General features: G+C 76.8%; 15 protein-coding genes. 7 read left to right on the top strand and 8 right to left on the bottom strand.

The features are described from left to right. Positions 1-55: 55 nt before the first annotated feature. Positions 56-598, top strand: a complete 543-nt coding sequence (locus MT994_RS07960; protein ID WP_354805817.1) for a DoxX family membrane protein — start codon at positions 56-58, stop codon at positions 596-598. Positions 599-625: 27 nt separating this feature from the next. On the opposite strand, the gene MT994_RS07955 is transcribed toward MT994_RS07960, so the two are convergent. From MT994_RS07955 to MT994_RS07945, 3 genes are all read right to left on the bottom strand, one after another. After that, a complete protein-coding gene (locus MT994_RS07955; RefSeq protein WP_168944755.1) occupies positions 626-1207 on the bottom strand; it encodes a methylated-DNA--[protein]-cysteine S-methyltransferase in 582 nt (193 codons plus the stop codon). Continuing rightward, on the bottom strand, positions 1204-2808 hold the full coding sequence (locus tag MT994_RS07950; protein WP_354805816.1) for an AlkA N-terminal domain-containing protein: 1605 nt from the start codon (positions 2806-2808) through the stop codon (positions 1204-1206). The genes MT994_RS07955 and MT994_RS07950 overlap by 4 nt, the downstream gene beginning before the upstream one ends. 65 nt (positions 2809-2873) lie before the next feature. Further along, positions 2874-3851 (bottom strand): alpha/beta hydrolase, encoded by a 978-nt coding sequence (locus MT994_RS07945; protein ID WP_194521850.1) that lies wholly within the window; start codon positions 3849-3851, stop codon positions 2874-2876. Positions 3852-3957: 106 nt separating this feature from the next. Here MT994_RS07945 and MT994_RS07940 point away from each other — a divergent pair, with 106 nt between their 5' ends. Further along, positions 3958-5289 (top strand): enoyl-CoA hydratase/isomerase family protein, encoded by a 1332-nt coding sequence (locus MT994_RS07940; protein WP_354805815.1) that lies wholly within the window; start codon positions 3958-3960, stop codon positions 5287-5289. A 73-nt stretch (positions 5290-5362) separates the two neighbouring features. On the opposite strand, the gene MT994_RS07935 is transcribed toward MT994_RS07940, so the two are convergent. Further along, positions 5363-6730, bottom strand: a complete 1368-nt coding sequence (locus tag MT994_RS07935; protein ID WP_354805814.1) for a hypothetical protein — start codon at positions 6728-6730, stop codon at positions 5363-5365. Positions 6731-7025: 295 nt separating this feature from the next. Here MT994_RS07935 and clpB point away from each other — a divergent pair, with 295 nt between their 5' ends. From clpB to MT994_RS07915, 4 genes are all read left to right on the top strand, one after another. After that, on the top strand, positions 7026-9647 hold the full coding sequence (gene clpB / locus MT994_RS07930) for an ATP-dependent chaperone ClpB (RefSeq protein ID WP_085386655.1): 2622 nt from the start codon (positions 7026-7028) through the stop codon (positions 9645-9647). Positions 9648-9769: 122 nt separating this feature from the next. Continuing rightward, a complete protein-coding gene (locus MT994_RS07925; RefSeq protein ID WP_354805813.1) occupies positions 9770-10753 on the top strand; it encodes a diacylglycerol kinase family protein in 984 nt (327 codons plus the stop codon). A gap of 62 nt (positions 10754-10815) precedes the next feature. Beyond that, positions 10816-11571: a UdgX family uracil-DNA binding protein gene (locus MT994_RS07920; RefSeq protein ID WP_354805812.1), complete on the top strand. Its 756-nt coding sequence runs from the start codon at positions 10816-10818 to the stop codon at positions 11569-11571. A 74-nt stretch (positions 11572-11645) separates the two neighbouring features. Then, complete coding sequence (locus tag MT994_RS07915; protein ID WP_168944764.1) at positions 11646-12371, top strand: DUF2071 domain-containing protein; 726 nt, start codon at positions 11646-11648, stop codon at positions 12369-12371. A gap of 2 nt (positions 12372-12373) precedes the next feature. On the opposite strand, the gene MT994_RS07910 is transcribed toward MT994_RS07915, so the two are convergent. The 4 genes from MT994_RS07910 to MT994_RS07895 form a co-directional block, all read right to left on the bottom strand. Next, complete coding sequence (locus MT994_RS07910; RefSeq protein ID WP_354805810.1) at positions 12374-13033, bottom strand: response regulator transcription factor; 660 nt, start codon at positions 13031-13033, stop codon at positions 12374-12376. Further along, positions 13030-14334 (bottom strand): sensor histidine kinase, encoded by a 1305-nt coding sequence (locus tag MT994_RS07905; RefSeq protein WP_076403658.1) that lies wholly within the window; start codon positions 14332-14334, stop codon positions 13030-13032. Before MT994_RS07905 ends, MT994_RS07910 begins: the two co-directional genes overlap by 4 nt. 145 nt (positions 14335-14479) lie before the next feature. Beyond that, a complete protein-coding gene (locus MT994_RS07900) occupies positions 14480-15373 on the bottom strand; it encodes a hypothetical protein (protein ID WP_354805808.1) in 894 nt (297 codons plus the stop codon). Then, positions 15373-16086, bottom strand: coding sequence for an ATP-binding cassette domain-containing protein (locus MT994_RS07895; protein WP_354805806.1), 714 nt, complete (start codon positions 16084-16086; stop codon positions 15373-15375). The genes MT994_RS07900 and MT994_RS07895 overlap by 1 nt, the downstream gene beginning before the upstream one ends. Positions 16087-16378: 292 nt before the next feature. Here MT994_RS07895 and MT994_RS07890 point away from each other — a divergent pair, with 292 nt between their 5' ends. Further along, positions 16379-17188, top strand: a complete 810-nt coding sequence (locus tag MT994_RS07890) for a peptidoglycan-binding protein (protein ID WP_308820912.1) — start codon at positions 16379-16381, stop codon at positions 17186-17188. The last annotated feature ends 28 nt before the right edge of the window (positions 17189-17216 follow it).

Genomic DNA, 17216 nt, shown 5'->3' with positions numbered 1-17216 from the left:
GTCCGCTATCTTATCGCCGGAAAGTGGAACGCTACTGCTCGACGAGGAGTTCAGAATGGCCCCCACCGGACCCGCCGCACCGACCCCGTCCACCCTCGCCCCCGCTGCGGAGGGGCCGCGGCGCGCCGCGGCCCGGCGGCTCCGCGAGGGGCTCTGCGAGCGCCTCGCCGCCTGGTCCGTGCCGGCCCTGCGGGTCGCCATCGGCCTCGTCTTCCTCGTCTTCGGGGTGCTCAAGTTCTTCCCGGGCGCGAGCCCGGCGGAGCAGATCGTGCGCCGCACGGTCGAGGCGCTGACCTTCGGCCTCGTCGACGGCACCGCCGCCGTGGTCCTCACGGCGGTCGTCGAGACGGCGGTCGGGCTCGCGCTCCTCACCGGTCGTGCGCTGCGGGCCGGGCTCGTCGTGCTCGCCGTCACGCTGGCCGGCGTCCTCTCCCCGGTCGCGCTCTTCCCGGGCGACCTGTTCGGCGACGGCATGACCCTCATGGGTCAGTACGTGCTCAAGGACGTCGTGCTCGTCGCCGCCGCCGGGGTGGTGGCGGCGGCGACGCTCGGGGCCCGGTTCACGCTCGCGGAGCCGGCGCGCGCTCCGGCGGCGTGATGCCGGGCCGGTCCGTCCGCGCCGGGCTCAGCGCGCCGGTGCAGAGACGGTCGCCCGGGCCTCGCGGTCGAGGAGGCTGCGCTTGACGTCCAGTCCGTAGCGGAAGCCGCCGAGGCTGCCGTCCGTGCGCAGGACGCGGTGGCAGGGCACGAACAGGGCCGCCGCGTTCATCGCGCAGGCGCCCGCGGCGGCGCGCACGGCGGCGGGCCGCCCCGACAGCTCGGCGTACCGGGTGTAGGTCACCGGGTCGCCGGGCTCGACCGTGCGCAGCACGTCCCACGCGTGCGCGCGGTAGGGGCCCGAGGCCTGCCGTACCGGGACCGCGTCGATCGCGTGCACATCGCCCGCGTAGTAGGCCCGGACGGCGGCGACGGCGGTCGCGACCGCGGGGTCGCCGTCGGGCACGGGGGAGACCGTCGCCGGGCGCAGGCCGGGGTGCACGAGCGCGACGAGGTCCGCGGGCTCGTCCGTCCAGCCGGACGCGAGGACCGCGCCGGCGGCGTCGACGACGACCGTGAACGGGCCGTCGGGCGTGGTGAGCGTCGTGGTGGCGGCCGGGCTCGTGCCTGCCGTCGCGGTGGTGGTGGTCGGGGCGGGTGCGGTGGTCACGGGGTCTCCTTCGCAGGGGTCGGGGTGGGCGCGGAGGCGCGCCAGAGGTGCATCGCGCCGTACGAGCGCCACGGCGCCCAGAGCTCGGCGCGGGCGGCGAGCGCGCGGCGGTCGTCGGGCAGGCCGAGCGCGGCGGCGCCGACGCGGAGCGCGAGGTCGCCGTCGAGCAGGACGTCGGGGTCGTGCAGGACGCGCATCGCCACGTACCCGGAGGTCCACGGCCCGACGCCGGGCATCGCCTCGAGCGCCGCGCGCTGGGCCGCGGGGTCGTCGGCCGGGGAGAGGGCGAGCGACCCGTCGGCGAGGGCGTGCGCGACGCCGAGCACCGCGGCCGTGCGCCGGGCGGGACCGCGCAGGTGGTCCGCGCCCCCGGCGGCGAGCTGCGCGGGCGTCGGGAACAGGCGCGTCGGCCCGAACCGCGACGCGAAGGGCGTCCCGAGCGCGACGGCGAGCCGCGACAGGTGCGTCCGCGCGGCCGCGACCGAGATCTGCTGCCCGACGAGCGCGCGCACGAGGATCTCGGCGGGGTCCACCGCCCCCGGGACGCGGATACCCGGCACCGCGCGCACCGAGGCGGCGAGCGCGGGGTCCGCCGCGAGGGCCGCGTCCACGGCGGCCGGGTCGGCGTCGAGGTCGAACAGCCGCCGGACGCGCGCGATCGCGGCCGGGAGGTCGGCCACGGACGTCAGCTCGAGCTCCACGTGGAAGCGCGGTGCGCGCCGTCGGCTCCCGGGCGGCGGCCCGTAGGTGGCCCGGAACGCGCCCGGCCCGTGCGGCAGCGCGAGCGTCCGCGCGTAGGAGAGCAGCGGGCCGTCGAGGTCGACGACCTCGACGCCGTCGACGGCGCGCGCCGCGAGGAACGCGAACACGCCGCGCGCGTCGAACGGCTCGCGCAGGGGGAGGGTGAGGTCGAGCGCGGCGGTGGCGCCGCCGTCGTCCGCGGTGGACCCGGCGGGAGCTGCGGCGGGCGGGCGGCGCGGGTCGCCGGTCGACGGCGCCCGGTCGGGCCGGGCCCGACGCCGCAGCTCACCCGGCGTCGTGTCGAAGACCTCGGTGATCGTGTCGTTGAACTGCCGCACGCTCCCGAAGCCGGCGGCGAACGCGACGTCGGCGAGCCGCAGGTCCGTCCCCGTGAGCAGCGCCCGCGCCGTCTGGGCGCGCAGCGCGCGGGCGAGCGCGACCGGGCCGGCGCCGAGCTCCGCGACGAGCACGCGGTGCACGTGCCGGGCCGAGTACCCGAGGCGGGCGGCGAGGCCGTCGACGCCCTCGCGGTCCACGACGCCGTCCGCGACGAGCCGCATGGCCCGGGCGGAGAGGTCGTGCCCGAGGTCCCAGCTCGGCGTGCCCGGCACCGCCTCCGGGAGGCAGCGCTTGCACGCGCGGTAGCCGGCCTCGTGGGCGGCGGCCGAGGTGAGGTAGAAGGTGACGTTCTCGGGCTTCGGGGTGCGCGCCGGGCACGACGGCCGGCAGTAGATGCCGGTGCTGCTCACGGCGGTGATGAACTGCCCGTCGAAGCGGCGGTCGCGCGACGCGATGGCGCGGTAGCGCTCGGCGAACACGGGGTCCGTGTTCGCCGGGGGCGTCGCGAGGGTCGTCGTCATGACTCGATCCTCACCCGACGGAGCACGCCCTGGCTAGCGGGATTCGGACACGACGGTGGGCGCCGTCAGACCCGCGCGTCGAGCCAGTCGAGGACCTCGCGCAGGTACGTCGACCGGGCGGGCTCGGGGGAGAGCGCGAGGTCGTGCGCGCCGCCCTCGACCGTGACGACCGTGACGTCGTCGCCCAGCCGCTCGGCGCGCGACGTGATGTGCCCGACGTCGAGCACGCTGTCCGTCGTGAGCAGGGCGTCGTGCCAGCCCGACGCCGGGCCGCTGCGCGCGGACGCGAGCACGAGCACCGGGCAGTCGACGTGCAGCCCGCGCGCGACGCGGGCGTGGCCCCGGCGCACCGCGCGCAGGAACCCGGCGCGCACCGGGAACCCCTCGATCGGCTTCCACGCGAGGTCGAAGTCCCACTCGCCGCCCGTGCTCGCGTGCAGCGCCTCCGCCCAGTGCGGGTCGAGCGCGCCCACGACGAGCCGCGGCGCGACCCGCCCGACGACGTCGACCACCCACGTCACCGGGCCGCGGAACACCCACGGCTTGTTGAGGTCGAACCACGGGCTGTTGAGCACGAGCGCCGCGAGCCGGCCGGGCCGCGCGTCGGCCCACAGGCTCGCGAGGAGACCGCCGGTCGAGTGCCCGAGCACCACGAGCCGGTCGTGCCCCTCGGCGCGCACCGCGCGCGCCGCCGCGTCCAGGTCCTGCGCGTAGACGGCGAGGTCGGTGACGAAGTTCGGGTCGTCGTCGGGCCGCGACGGCGCGCCCGAGCCGCGGCCGATCGAGCGCCCGTAGCCGCGCAGGTCGACGGCGTAGAACCGGTACCCGCGCGCCTCGACCGCCTCCGCGACGTGCGTCTGGAAGAAGTAGTCGATGAACCCGTGCACGTACAGCACCGCGGGCCGGTCGCCCGCCGGCGCCGCGGCGTCGCGCCGCACCAGGGTCGCCACCGCGCCGTCCGGGAGATCGAGGTCGCGCGCGACCCAGTCCCCGCCCAGCACGTCGGGCCGCCAGGGCCCGTCCGTCCGCGTCGCCTCGTCCACCGCCGCCTCCTCGCTGCCGCCGGCACCGCCGGCCCGACCCCTCTGCCGTGCCAGGGTCCCACGTCGTGCGTGCCCGCGGCCGCCGACGGGCGGTAGCGTGACGCGGATGACGAGCGAGATCCTCGCCCGCGTCGACGACGGCGTCGGGCACCTCACCCTGGACCGGCCCCGCGCGCTCAACGCGCTCGGGTACACGATGCTCGGCGAGATCGCCGACGTGCTGGACGAGTGGTGCGTCGACCCGACCGTGCGGCTCGTGCTGCTCGACGGCGCGGGCGACCGCGGCCTGTGCGCGGGCGGCGACATCCGCGAGCTCCACGCGTCGGTCGTCGCCGGGCGGCAGGCCGACGCGCGCCGGTACTTCCGGCGCGAGTACGCGGTCGACGCGGCGCTCGCGGAGCTGCCCGTGCCCGTCGTGACGATCATGGACGGCATCACCATGGGCGGCGGCGTCGGCCTCGCGGCCCACGCGCCGGTCCGCGTCGTCACCGAGCGCTCGCGCGTCGCGATGCCCGAGACGCGGATCGGCTTCACGCCCGACGTCGGCGGGTCGTGGCTCCTCGCCCGCGCGCCCGGGCGGCTGGGGGAGATGCTCGCGCTCGGTGCGGTGACGATGGACGCCGCCGACGCGATCCACGCCGGGTTCGCCGACCACTACGTGCCGAGCGAGCGGCTGCCCGTGCTCGGCGCGGACCTCGCCGCGCTCGCGAGCGCGGGCGTCGACCCGCTCGACGTCGAGGCCGTGCGCGACGTCGTGCGGCGGCACGCCCTCCCGGCGCCGGTGTCCGGGCTCGTCGCGCGCCGCGCCGCGATCGACGCCGCGTACGCCGCGGACACGGTGCCGGAGATCGTGGCCCGCCTGCGCGCGGCCGCCGCGGACGGCGACGAGCGTGGGGGCGCCGAGGCGGACGAGCTCGAACGGCTGTCGCCCACGGCGGTCACCGTCGCGCTCGCGGCCGTCCGCAGCGCGCGCGACCTGCCCGACCTCCGGGCAGCGCTCGCCCAGGAGTACGGGCTCGTCTGCTGGTTCGTCGACACGCAGTCCGACCTCGTCGAGGGGATCCGCGCGCAGGTGGTCGACAAGGACCGCGACCCGTCGTGGCGCCCCGCGACGCTCGCGGAGGTCGACCCCGCGCTCGGCGCCGAGGCGCTCGCCTACGTGCCCGCGGAGGCGCTGTGGGACGACGCCCTCGGCCCGCGGCTCGCGCGCCGCGCGGTCGACGCCGTGGTGCGCCGCTTCAGCGAGGGGGAGCCGACGCCCGACGAGCTCGCCGCGGCGCACGACGACCTCGTCGTCGAGCTCGTGGAGCGGCGCGAGGACGGGAGCGCCGTCGTGCACCTCGCCGACACGTGCGGCGAGCACTTCCTCGACGGCTACTGGCCCGCGGTGCGGCTCGACGCCGTCGGCGACGTCGTCGAGGTCACCGTCGAGTCCTGAGCGGTCCCGGACGCACGACGGCCCGCCCCGGTCTCCCGGGGCGGGCCGTCGTGTCGTGCGGGGTGCGGACCGCTCAGTCGGTCGGCGGGCGCAGGCGCGTCGCGTCGTCGATCTCGTCGTCGGGACCGGCCTGCGCGCCCGGGCCGTCCTGGCCCGCGGGGCCCGGCTGCGGCGGGAGCGGCTGGGTCGGTGCCGGCGGCTGGTGCGGCGGGAGCGGCTGGGTCGCTCCCGGCGGGACGGGCGGCTGGGCGGGCAGCGGCGTCGTCGGGGACGACTGCGGGTGCGGCGCGCCGGGGGGCGCGAACGGCGCGGCGCCCGGGTAGCCGCCCTGCTGCTGCGGCGCCGGCGGCTGGCCGCCGTACGGGCCGCCCTGCTGACCCGGGCCGGACGGCGTCCCGTAGCCCTGCGGCTGACCGGGCTGGCCCGGGTACTGGCCCTGCTGGCCGGGGTACTGGCCGGGCTGGCCGGGGTACTGGCCCTGCTGGCCGGGGTGCTGGGGCTGACCGGGGTACTGGCCCTGCTGGCCGGGGTGCGCGCCGGGCTGGCCGTACTGGCCGGGGTACTGGCCCTGCTGGCCCTGCCCGGGGTACTGGCCCTGCTGGCCCGGGTACGGCTGCTGGCCGGGGTACTGACCCTGCTGGCCGGGCTGGCCCGGGTACTGGCCCGGCGCGCCGTAGACGCCCTGCTGTCCGGGCTGGCCGGGGTACCCGCCCTGCGGGAAGCCCGTGCCCTGGCCGTCCTGCGTGCCGGGCTTCGAGCGGAGCACGAGCCACAGCACGAGGCCGATGATGCCGAGCAGCACGAGGCCGCCGACCAGGAACCAGATCCACGCCGACGAGCCGGACCCGTCGGAGCTGTCGGTGTCGGGCGCGGTCGCGCCGTCGTCGGTCCCCTCGTCCGTGCCCTCGTCGGAGCCCGAGCCCGCGGAGCCGCCGGGCACGGCCGAGCCGCGCGCCGTCATCTCGTTGACCTCGCCGACCACCGGGGTCCACGTCACGGTGTTGCCGTCGACCTCGCCGTTGGACTCGGCCACCTCGCCGGGGAACGTGATGGCGATCTTGATGTCGAGACCCTCCATCATCTGCCGCGACATCTCGTCGGTCGCCGCGTCACCCGTGTCCGGGTTGAACTCCTCGCCCGTCATGTCCATCGAGCCGCTCACGACGTACTCGTCGCCCTCGCGGGTGACGGAGATCGAGTCGGCGGCGCCGGTGTCGAGCTGCGCGATCGGCTGGTCGGCGTAGGTGATCTTGGTGCCGGTGTAGCCGTCCTGCGCGTACGGCTCCTGCGTCGCGCCCTCCGGCATCTCGGACTCCATCTCGGAGCCCATCTGGTCCCAGAGCTCCTGGGGGTCCGAGCCCATCGACTCGGCGACCTCGTCCGAGAACGCCATGACGACGCTGCCGTCGAACGTGTCGTCCTCGTTGAGGGTGATGGCCATGTCCATCCTCATGCACCCCGTGAGGAACAGTGCGAGGGTGGCGAGGAGGGCACCGAGGCCGAGTCGTCTGCGCAAGGGTGAGGAGTTCACCCGCCCAGCATGTCGCGGATCGTCGCCCGGGGCGAGGGTCGATGCCGTTTTGAGACGGAATGCGGCCGGACTTCATCCGCTCCGGGGACGCGGGCGAGCGAGGAGAGGCCGCACGGGGGTGCCGATCGAAGTTGAGCGGAATACACTCAACTTAGGAGTCGTTCCACTGGTCAGACCATCTTTTCGAGCAGCACACGGAGCACCTATGGAAACGAAGTTCACCACGATGTCGCAGCAGGCGATCGGCGAGGCGATCCAGACCGCGTCGGCCGCCGGCAACCCCCAGCTCGAGCCGACCCACCTCCTGGCCGCGCTGCTCACACAGGAGGGCGGCGTCGCCGTCGGGCTCCTGGACGCCGTCGGCGCCGACAAGCAGGCCGTCGGGCAGAAGGTGCGCGCGGCGCTCGTCGCGCTGCCCACCGCGAGCGGCTCGGCCGTCGCGCAGCCGACGCCGTCGCGCGCCACGTCCGCGGCGCTCGACGCCGCCGCGAAGGAGGCCCAGGCGCTCGGCGACGAGTACGTCTCGACGGAGCACCTGCTCCTCGGCATCGCCGCCGGGTCGTCGCAGGCCGCGACGATCCTCCAGCAGGCCGGCGCGACCGCCGAGGCCCTGCGCTCCGCGCTGCCCGCCGTCCGCGGGAGCGCGCGCGTGACGAGCCCCAACCCCGAGGGCACCTACAAGGCGCTCGAGCAGTACGGGACCGACCTCACGGCGCGCGCCGCCGAGGGCAAGCTCGACCCCGTCATCGGGCGCGACTCCGAGATCCGGCGCGTCGTGCAGGTGCTCAGCCGCCGCACCAAGAACAACCCGGTGCTCATCGGCGAGCCGGGCGTCGGCAAGACCGCCGTCGTCGAGGGCCTCGCCCAGCGCATCGTCGCGGGCGACGTCCCGACCTCGCTCCAGGGCAAGCGCCTCGTGTCGCTCGACCTCGCGAGCATGGTCGCGGGCGCGAAGTACCGCGGCGAGTTCGAGGAGCGCCTCAAGGCCGTCCTGGAGGAGATCAAGTCCTCCGACGGCGAGGTCGTCACGTTCATCGACGAGCTGCACACGGTCGTCGGGGCGGGCGCGGGCGGCGAGGGCGCCATGGACGCGGGCAACATGCTCAAGCCCATGCTCGCGCGCGGCGAGCTGCGCCTCGTCGGCGCGACCACGCTCGACGAGTACCGCGAGTACATCGAGAAGGACCCGGCGCTCGAGCGCCGGTTCCAGCAGGTGTTCGTCGGCGAGCCCTCGGTGGAGGACACGGTCGCGATCCTGCGCGGGCTCAAGGAGCGGTACGAGGCCCACCACAAGGTGACGATCGCCGACTCCGCGCTCGTCGCGGCGGCGTCGCTCTCCGACCGGTACATCACCGGGCGCCAGCTCCCGGACAAGGCGATCGACCTCGTCGACGAGGCGGCGTCGCGCCTGCGCATGGAGCTCGACTCCTCGCCGATCGAGATCGACGAGCTGCAGCGCGCCGTCACGCGCCTCGAGATGGAGGAGGTCGTGCTGTCCGAGTCGACCGACCCCGCGTCGCTCGAACGCCTCGAGAAGCTGCGCGCCGACCTCGCGGACCGTCGCGAGGAGCTCGCGGCCCTCACCGCGCGGTGGGAGGCCGAGAAGGCGGGCCACAACCGCGTCGGCGACCTGCGCGCGAAGCTCGACGAGCTGCGCGTCCAGGTCGAGCGCGCGATCCGCGAGGGCGACCTCGAGACCGCGGGCCGCCTGCAGTACGGCGAGATCCCGCAGGTGCAGCGCGAGCTCGACGAGGCCGAGGCGGCCGAGCAGGCCGACGACGCGTTCGCCGCGTCCGGCCCCGAGGCAGCGCCGATGATCGCGGACAAGGTCGGCGCCGACGAGATCGCGGAGGTCGTGTCCGCGTGGACGGGCATCCCCGCCGGCCGCATGCTCCAGGGCGAGAGCGAGAAGCTCCTGCACATGGAGGAGGTCATCGGGGAGCGCCTGATCGGCCAGCAGGCCGCCGTCCGCTCGGTGTCCGACGCCGTCCGCCGCTCGCGCGCGGGCGTCGCCGACCCGGACCGCCCCACGGGCTCGTTCCTCTTCCTCGGCCCCACGGGCGTCGGCAAGACGGAGCTCGCGAAGTCGCTCGCCGACTTCCTCTTCGACGACGAGCGCGCCATGGTGCGCATCGACATGTCCGAGTACTCCGAGAAGCACTCGGTCGCCCGGCTCGTCGGCGCGCCCCCGGGGTACGTCGGCTACGAGGAGGGCGGCCAGCTCACCGAGGCCGTCCGGCGTCGGCCGTACTCGGTCGTGCTGCTCGACGAGGTCGAGAAGGCGCACCCCGAGGTCTTCGACATCCTCCTGCAGGTGCTCGACGACGGCCGTCTCACCGACGGCCAGGGCCGCACGGTCGACTTCCGCAACGTCATCCTCGTGCTGACGTCGAACCTCGGCTCGCAGTTCCTCGTGGACCCGATGCTCGACGACGCGGAGAAGCGCGAGGCCGTCATGAGCACGGTGCGGGCGTCCTTCAAGCCCGAGTTCCTCAACCGGCTCGACGACGTCATCGTGTTCGAGCCGCTGACGATCGAGGAGCTCGGCCGGATCGTCGACATCCAGGTCGCCGCGCTCGGCCGGCGCCTCGCGGACCGGCGCATCACGCTCGACGTGACGACGGCCGCCCGCGAGTGGCTCGCGCTCGAGGGCTTCGACCCGGCGTACGGGGCGCGCCCGCTGCGCCGCCTCGTGCAGCGCGAGATCGGCGACCGCCTCGCGCGGATGCTGCTCTCGGGCGACGTCGCCGACGGCGACGTCGTGCGGGTCGACCGCGACCCCGAGGGCGACGGCCTCGCTCTCGGCACGGAGATCCTCACGGCCTGACGCGACCTGCGGCCCGTGCCGCGCCCTGCCCCCGCGGGCGGGCGCGGCACGGGCCGTGGCGTCTTCGCGCCTCGGCGGTCCTCGGCCGCGCGTCCTCGCGGCGACCGGGACATACTCGGTCCGTGCCGACCGACGAGACGACCTCTTCCGCGACCACCTCCGCGCAGCGGCGGCCCGACGACGTCCCGCGCCGCTCCGCGGTCATCGTCAACCCGAACCGCGTCGAGGGGCTCGACGCGCTGCGCGAGCTCATCGTCGCGCGCCTCACGGACGCCGGGTGGCCCGAGCCCGCGTGGCTCGAGACGACGGCCGAGGACCCGGGGACGGGGCAGGCGCGCCAGGCCGTCGAGGACGGCGCCGAGGTGGTCTTCGTGAGCGGCGGCGACGGCACGGTCCGCGCCGTCGTCGAGGGGCTCGCGGGCACCGACGCCGCGCTGGCGATCCTGCCGGGCGGCACGGGGAACCTGCTCGCCGCCAACCTCGGGGTCCCGTCGGACGCCGAGGAGGGCATCCGGCTCGTGCTGCGCGGCGGCCGGCGCACGATCGACGTCGGGGTGGCCGACGGGCAGACGTTCGCGATCATGGCGGGCATGGGCCTCGACGCCGCGATGATGCAGGACGCGCCGACGGCGCTCAAGGCCCGCGCGGGCTCGATCGCGTACGTCTTCTCCGCGCTCAAGCACCTCGCCGACGACGAGATGCACGTCGAGGTCACCGTCGACGGGCGGACGCGTCGGCGCCGGGCACGCACCGTGGTCATCGGGAACGTCGGGCGGCTCCAGGCCGGGACGAACCTCCTCCCGGACGCGGAACCCGACAACGGCCAGCTCGAGGTCGCGGTCTTCGCGCCCCGGAACCTCAAGCACTGGGTCCAGCTCCTGTGGGGCGTGGTGCGCGGCAAGAGCCGGGTGCCGAGCCGCGAGGTCGTGCGGGGGCGTGAGGTGTCCGTCGTGTCCGACCGGCCGCAGCCCCGCCAGCTCGACGGCGACGTCATCGATCCGGACGAGCGCCTCGACGTCAGCGTGCGGCCGGACGCCCTGCACGTGTGCGTCTACCACCCCGAGGAGTCCGAGGACCTCACGCGCGGCGCTCCGGGCAACCGCTGAGCCTGTTCTGACCGGTGCGCCGACCTCGTGCGAGGGCGGGCGCGCGGGAGCACCGTAGGGCCATGAGCCCACGACCGCCCGAGCGTCCCGGCGCGCAGGAGTGGCTGCCCCGCGGCCGCGCCGTGCACGACGTCGAGGCGCTCGACCGGGCGGCGCACGACTGCCACGGGTGCGAGCTCTGGGCGGACGCGACGCAGGTCGTGTTCTCGCGCGGTCCGCACGACGCGCGGCTCGCGCTCGTCGGCGAGCAGCCCGGCGACCACGAGGACCGCGAGGGCGAGCCGTTCGTGGGCCCGGCCGGGCGCCTCCTCGACGACGCCCTCGACGCGGCCGGGCTCGCGGCCGACGACGTGTACCTGACGAACGCCGTCAAGCACTTCCGGTTCGAGCAGCGCGGCGGGCGCCGCCTGCACAAGAGCCCGGACGTCGCCCACGTCCGTGCGTGCCTGCCGTGGCTCACCGCCGAGGTCGCCGCCGTGGGGCCGCGCGTCGTCGTCGCGATGGGCGCGACCGCGGGGCGCGCCGTCCTGGGGCGGCCCGTGCGCGTGACCGCCGAGCGGGGACGGGTCCTCGACCTCGGCGACGCGGAGCCGGCGTCACCGTTCTCCCCGGGCGCACCCGGCGGCGGTGGGCGCTCCGAGCCGTCCGACGGCGCCCGCAGGCCCCGGCCGACGGACGCGCCGCGCGTCGTCCTCACCACCCACCCGTCCGCGCTGCTGCGCGTGCGCGACCGCGCCGAGCGCGAGGCGGCGTTCGCCGCGCTCGTCGACGACCTCCGCCTCGCGGCCGACGCGGCCGACGCGGCGGGCACGCGGTGAGCGACCACCCGAGCGCGCCCGGTGCGGGGCGGGGCACGCCGCCCGGCGCGTCGCCGCACCCGACACCGCGGGTGGTGGTGAACGCCCAGCGCTGGGAGGCCCTGACGTTCCTGCACTGGCCTGTCGACCCGGCCGTCGTGCAGGGCTGGCTCCCGCCCGACCTCACCGTGCAGCAGGCGGGTGGGACGACGTGGCTCGGGGTGGTCCCGTTCCGCATGGCGGGCGTCCGGGTCCCGCCGCTGCCGCCGCTGGGCGCGTGGTCGGCGTTCCCCGAGCTCAACGTCCGCGTGTACGTGCGCGACCGTGCGGGCGCCGAGGGCGTGTGGTTCCTCGGCCTGTGGGCGACGTCGCGCGCGTTCGTCGCCGCGACGCGCGCGGCCGGCGTCCCGTACCACCCGGCCCGCGCGGCGGTGCACGCGCGCGGCGACCGGGCCGGGGCGCCGTCCGCGGTGCGCTACCGGTTCCGGTCCGACGGCCGCGGGCCCCTGCACGTGCCGCACGAGCACCCGGGGCTGCGCGACCTCTCCCTGCACGCCGAGGTGCGCGCGCACGAGGAGGTGGATGCGTCGTCGGGCCTCGTGCGGTGGCTCACGGCACGGTGGTCCGCGTACGGCGCGCGGGCCGGGCGGCTGTGGCGGTTCCCCGTCGTGCACGAGCCGTGGACCCTGCGACGCGGAACCCTCGACGTCCTCGACACCGACCTGCTCGACCGCCTCGGGCTGCCCCCCGCGGACCCGCCGCTCGTGCACGTCGCCGCGCCGGTGCACGCCCGGTTCGCGGTCCCGCGGCCGGTGGGCTGAGATCAGGCGGCCGGGTCGACGATCCCGTGCCGGAACGCCCAGACGACGAGCTGCACGCGGTCGCGCGCGCCCGTCTTCGTCATGGCCCGGCTCAGGTGCGACTTCACGGTGCTCGGCTCGAGGAACAGCGCCGTCGCGATCTCCGCGTTCGACGACCCCCGGCACAGCAGCGTCACGATGTCGAGCTCGCGCGGCGTGAGGAGCGCGGCCGCGTCGTCGTCCCGCGACACCGGGGCACGACGCCGCGCGAACTCGCCGAGCACGCGGCGCGTGAGCGACTGGTCCACGAGGCCGTCGCCCGACGCGACGCGGCGGACGGCGTCCACCAGCACCTCCGGCTCCGCGTCCTTGAGCAGGAACCCGCTCGCCCCGGCCTCCAGCGCCCCGAACACGTAGTCGTCGAGGTCGAACGTGCTCACCACGAGGACGGGCACCGGGTCCGCGACGTCGTGCCCGGCGAGGGCGCGCGTGGCCGTGATGCCGTCGCCGCCGGGCATGCGCACGTCCATGCACACGACGTCGGGGCGCTCGCGGCGCGCGACCCGCACGGCGTCCGCGCCGTTCGACGCCTCGCCGACGACCTCCAGGCCCTCGCTCTCGAGGATGACGGTGAAACCGGCGCGGACGACGGCCTGGTCGTCCACCAGCACGACGCGTGTCACGAGGCCTCCTGGGCGGGGGTGCGGGGGTCGCGCGCGGGCGCGCGGGGGACGGTCAGCCGGACGAGCCACGCGCCGTCGGGCGTGCGCCGCGCGTCGAGCGTGCCGCCGAGCACGGCCGCGCGCTCGCGCATCCCGACGAGGCCGTGGCCCGGTCGCGCGTCCTGCGGGGGAGCGACGCGACCGGCGGGGTTGCGCACGGTGACGACGACGGCCGCCGGGCTCCACGCGAGCCGCACCGCGACCGGTCGCCCGGGTGCGTGCCGCCGCGCGTTGGCGAGCGCCTCCTGCAGCACGCGGTAGACGGCGATCTGCGCGGTGGGCGCGGGCTCCCAGGGCTCGCCCTCGGTCTCGACGGTGACCGTCGTGCCCGCCGCGCGCGCCGTCTCGAGGAGCGCGGGGAGGTCGGCGAGCGTCGGCTGCGGGGCCTCGCGCTCGTCGCCCTCGTCGTCGCGCCCGCGCAGGATGCCGACCACGAGGCGCAGGTCGTCGAGGGTCTCGCGGCCCTGCGACCGGATCCAGCGCACCGACTCCTTGGCGCGCTCCGGGTCGGCGTCGACGAGCCGTTCCGCCGCGGACGCCTGCACGACGATGCCCGAGAGGTGGTGGGCCGCGACGTCGTGCAGCTCGCGCGCCATGCGGGCACGTTCCTCGAGCACCGCCTGCGCGGCGAGCGCCTCGCGCTCGCGCTCGGCGCGCACCACGCGGTCGCGCAGCTCGGCGACGAGCTCGCGCCGCGTCGCGACGTACGAGCCGACGAGCGCCGCGCCCACGAACGTGAGGACTGCCGAGAGCAGCGCGCCCCCCACCTGGAGCGCGTGCTGCGCGGGCCCGGCCCCGGCGGGGACACCGAACCCGCCGAGCGCGAAGACGAGCAGGACCTGCGCGAGCGCCGCGAGCGCCGGCGCCCCGAGGCGCGCGCGGCGGGGCGCGTAGGCCCCGGCGGAGTAGGCGGCGACGAGCGTCGCCGGGGCCTGGAACCCGACGTACGGCGGCAGGAGGGCGGTGATCGCCACCTGCGCGACGACGGTCAGCGTGAGGCAGACCAGCGGCGCCCGACGGCGGAGCACGAGCGCCGCGGCCTGGCCGACGACGAGCGCGAGCACGGTCGCGCGCACGCCCGGACTGATCAGGCTCTCCCCCGGCGCGCCGAACGTGGCCCCGACCTCCGTCGCGAGGACGCGCTCGATGCCGAGGAACAGCACGACGGTCGCGAGGGCGACCACACCGGCCAGCACGGCGTCGCGGCCGGTGTCGGTGCGGACGCCGACCCGGTCGAGCGCGCGGCGCAGGGTCTCGGTCACGGTCCTCCTCCAACGGGCGACGGGTGCGGGGACGGGGTGCGCCGTCGGGCCCGCCCACCCTACGGGGCGGGCGGGCCGACGGCGCCGTGCGGCTCCCGGCCTGTGGACGACCGGGTCGTCGCGTCGGGAGCGGGACGGGCTGTGGTCAGACGAGGTCGCGCCGGCGCAGGCTCACGGCGCCCCCGCCGAGCAGGACCGCGGCCCAGGCCGCGAGCCCGGTGAGGGCGGCGAGCGCGCCGAGCGGGGCCGCGCCGCCGAGGAGCGTCGCGGCGGACCCGCCGGTCGACGCGAGCGCGCCCAGCCCGAGCGGGAGCCACTCGGCCGCGGCCGAGTCGCCGCCGGACAGGAGCGTCACCGCGCCGCGGACGATCGGCTCGGCGAGCGCGAGCGCGGCGACCGTGACGACGCCCGCGACCTGGCCGCGCACGAGCGTCCCGATGCCGAGCCCGAGCCACGCGAGCAGGACGAGCACCGCGAGCCCGCGGGCCCACACGCCGAGGACGTCGCCGGGGCCGAGCGCGAGGCCCGCGCCCGGCGTCGTGACGATCGCGACGAGCAGCCCGAGGGCACCCAGGAGGGCGAGGACGACGCCCACGCCGAGCGCGACGGTCGCCGTCGCGCCCGCCTTCGCGCCGAGGATGCGCAGCCGCGACGGCTGGACGAGCGCCGTGGGCACGATGCCGCCCGTGCGGAAGTCGGTCGTCACGGCGAGCACGCCGAGCAGGAGCATGCACACGGTCGCGACGCCGACGGAGCCGGAGCCGCCGAGGCCGGTGCCGAGGAGGTCGAGCATCGAGCGCTGGAACGCGGGCTGCGAGACGTCGGCGAGCGCGCCGAGGTCCGGCGCGAGCTCGGCCACCATCTCGGGCGGGGCCTGGAGCCCGACGGTCGTGCCGCCGCCGACCGCGTCGGCGCTGCGCAGGATCGTGGGGAGGAGCAGGGTGAAGGCCTGGACGACGAGCATCCCGGCGACGGCGACGGCCGCGACGACCCACGTCGCGCGGGTCGTGCGGAGCTTGAGCATCTCGGCGCGGTACATCAGCGCACCCCTTCGGTCGTGGCGGTCAGGTCGAGGTAGAAGTCCTCGAGGGACTCCCCGTGCAGCAGCTCGTCGAGCGGCCCCTCCGCGACGACGCGCCCCTGCCCGACGACGACGAGGTCGTCCGCGACCTGCCGCACCTCGGACAGCACGTGGCTCGCGAGGAGCACGGTGCCGCCGTCGTCGGCGAACGCGCGGACGAGGTCGCGCAGCCAGCGCATCCCGGCGGGGTCGAGACCGTTCGCGGGCTCGTCGAGGACGAGGACCTCCGGGTCGCCGAGCAGCGCGGCCGCGATCCCGACGCGCTGCCGCATCCCCAGCGAGTACGTCCGGACACGGCGGTCCGCGGCGGGGGTCATGCCGACGAGCGCGAGCACCTCGTCGACGCGACGCGCCGGGATCCGGCCGGCGGACGCGAGCACGCGCAGGTGGTCGCGGCCCGTGCGTCCCGGGTGCAGGCCGCCCGCGTCGAGCAGCGCGCCGACGGTGCGGGCCGGGTGCGCCAGGTCCGCGAACACGCGGCCGTCGAACGTCGCGGTGCCCGCGGTCGGGGCCGCGAGCCCGAGCAGGACGTGGAGCGTGGTCGTCTTGCCGGCGCCGTTCGGGCCGAGCAGCCCGACGACGCGGCCCGGCGCGGCGGTGAACGTCACGTCGTGCACGGCGTCGAACGCCCCGTACGCCTTGCGCAGCCCGGAGACGTGGATGGTGGTCATGCCGGTCCCTCCCTCGTGCGTCCCGCACGGGCCTCCCGTGCGGTGCCCCACCAGGCTGTCGCGCGGGCCCCCGCCGGGTCTTGCGGCGCAGGGCGGAACCTGCGTTGCGACCTCCGTCGGAGGCGTGGCGCCGCACCGCTGGACCGGGGGAGCCGTGGCGGGTATCGCCGCAGGTGAGGGCGTCGGGCGTGACACACGAGCCGGGATGGGGCAGGGTGGACGTCCACCCGATCGCCCTGGTGGGCAGCGTGTCGCGCCGTCCGCCCCCTCGACAGCCCCGGAAGGAGGCGACGTGCGCCGACGCCACGACCGGTCCGGACCCGCCGAGCGGGACCGCACCGCCCCCCTCCAGCGGCCCGCGCGCCGCACCGCCACGCCGTGGGTCACGGTTGCCGCCGGTGCCGGGGCGGTGACGCTCGTCGTCGCCGTCGCGGGCATGGTCGGTGCCGCGACGGGCGGTGGCGAGGCGGTCGTCGTCGGCGGGGTCTCCGCCGAGGGCGGCGCGAACGGCGAGGACGCGGTCCCCGCGGTCACGCCGCGCCCCGACACCCCCCGCCCCGAGGTGACCCGCATCCCTCCGCCCGACGCGGCGGACGGCACGTCCGACGACGCGCGCCGGGCCCCGTCCCCGCGCCCGTCCGCGAGCGGCCCGGGAGAGCAGGCCGCGCCCGGCGCGCCCTCGCCCACCACCGAGCCCGCGCCCGCTCCCACCGCGTCCGAGCCGACCCCGGGACCGACCGCGCCCACCCCCACGCCCTCCCCGACGACCGACCCCGGCACGGCGTCCGTCTCGTGGGTCCAGGAGCGGCTCCGCGTGCACGGTGCCGACGTCGCCGTCACGGGGACGATGGACGACGCCACGCGCACCGCGCTGCGGTCGTTCCAGAAGGCGCACGGCCTCACGCCCGACGGCACCGTCACCGCGGCGACCGCCGAAGCCCTGCGGGCCGCGCCGCCCGACGTCGAGGACCCCACCGGACCTGGCCCGACGCCCCCGGCCGAGCCCGCGCCGACGCCCTCCGCCGACCGGCCGTCGGTCGCGGTGCCCGGGCCGTCGTCGAGCGCCGACGAGCCCGCCCCGACGCTCGCCCCCGCACCCTGAACCTCCTCCGCCCGGGCGCGGGCACCCC

Origin of the sequence: Cellulosimicrobium sp. MI9406 (genome assembly GCF_040595865.1) — a bacterium.
GTDB lineage: Bacteria > Actinomycetota > Actinomycetes > Actinomycetales > Cellulomonadaceae > Cellulosimicrobium > Cellulosimicrobium funkei.
The sequence above is the reverse complement of the archived record's forward strand: the minus strand, read 5'-3'. Positions and strand labels throughout refer to the sequence as shown.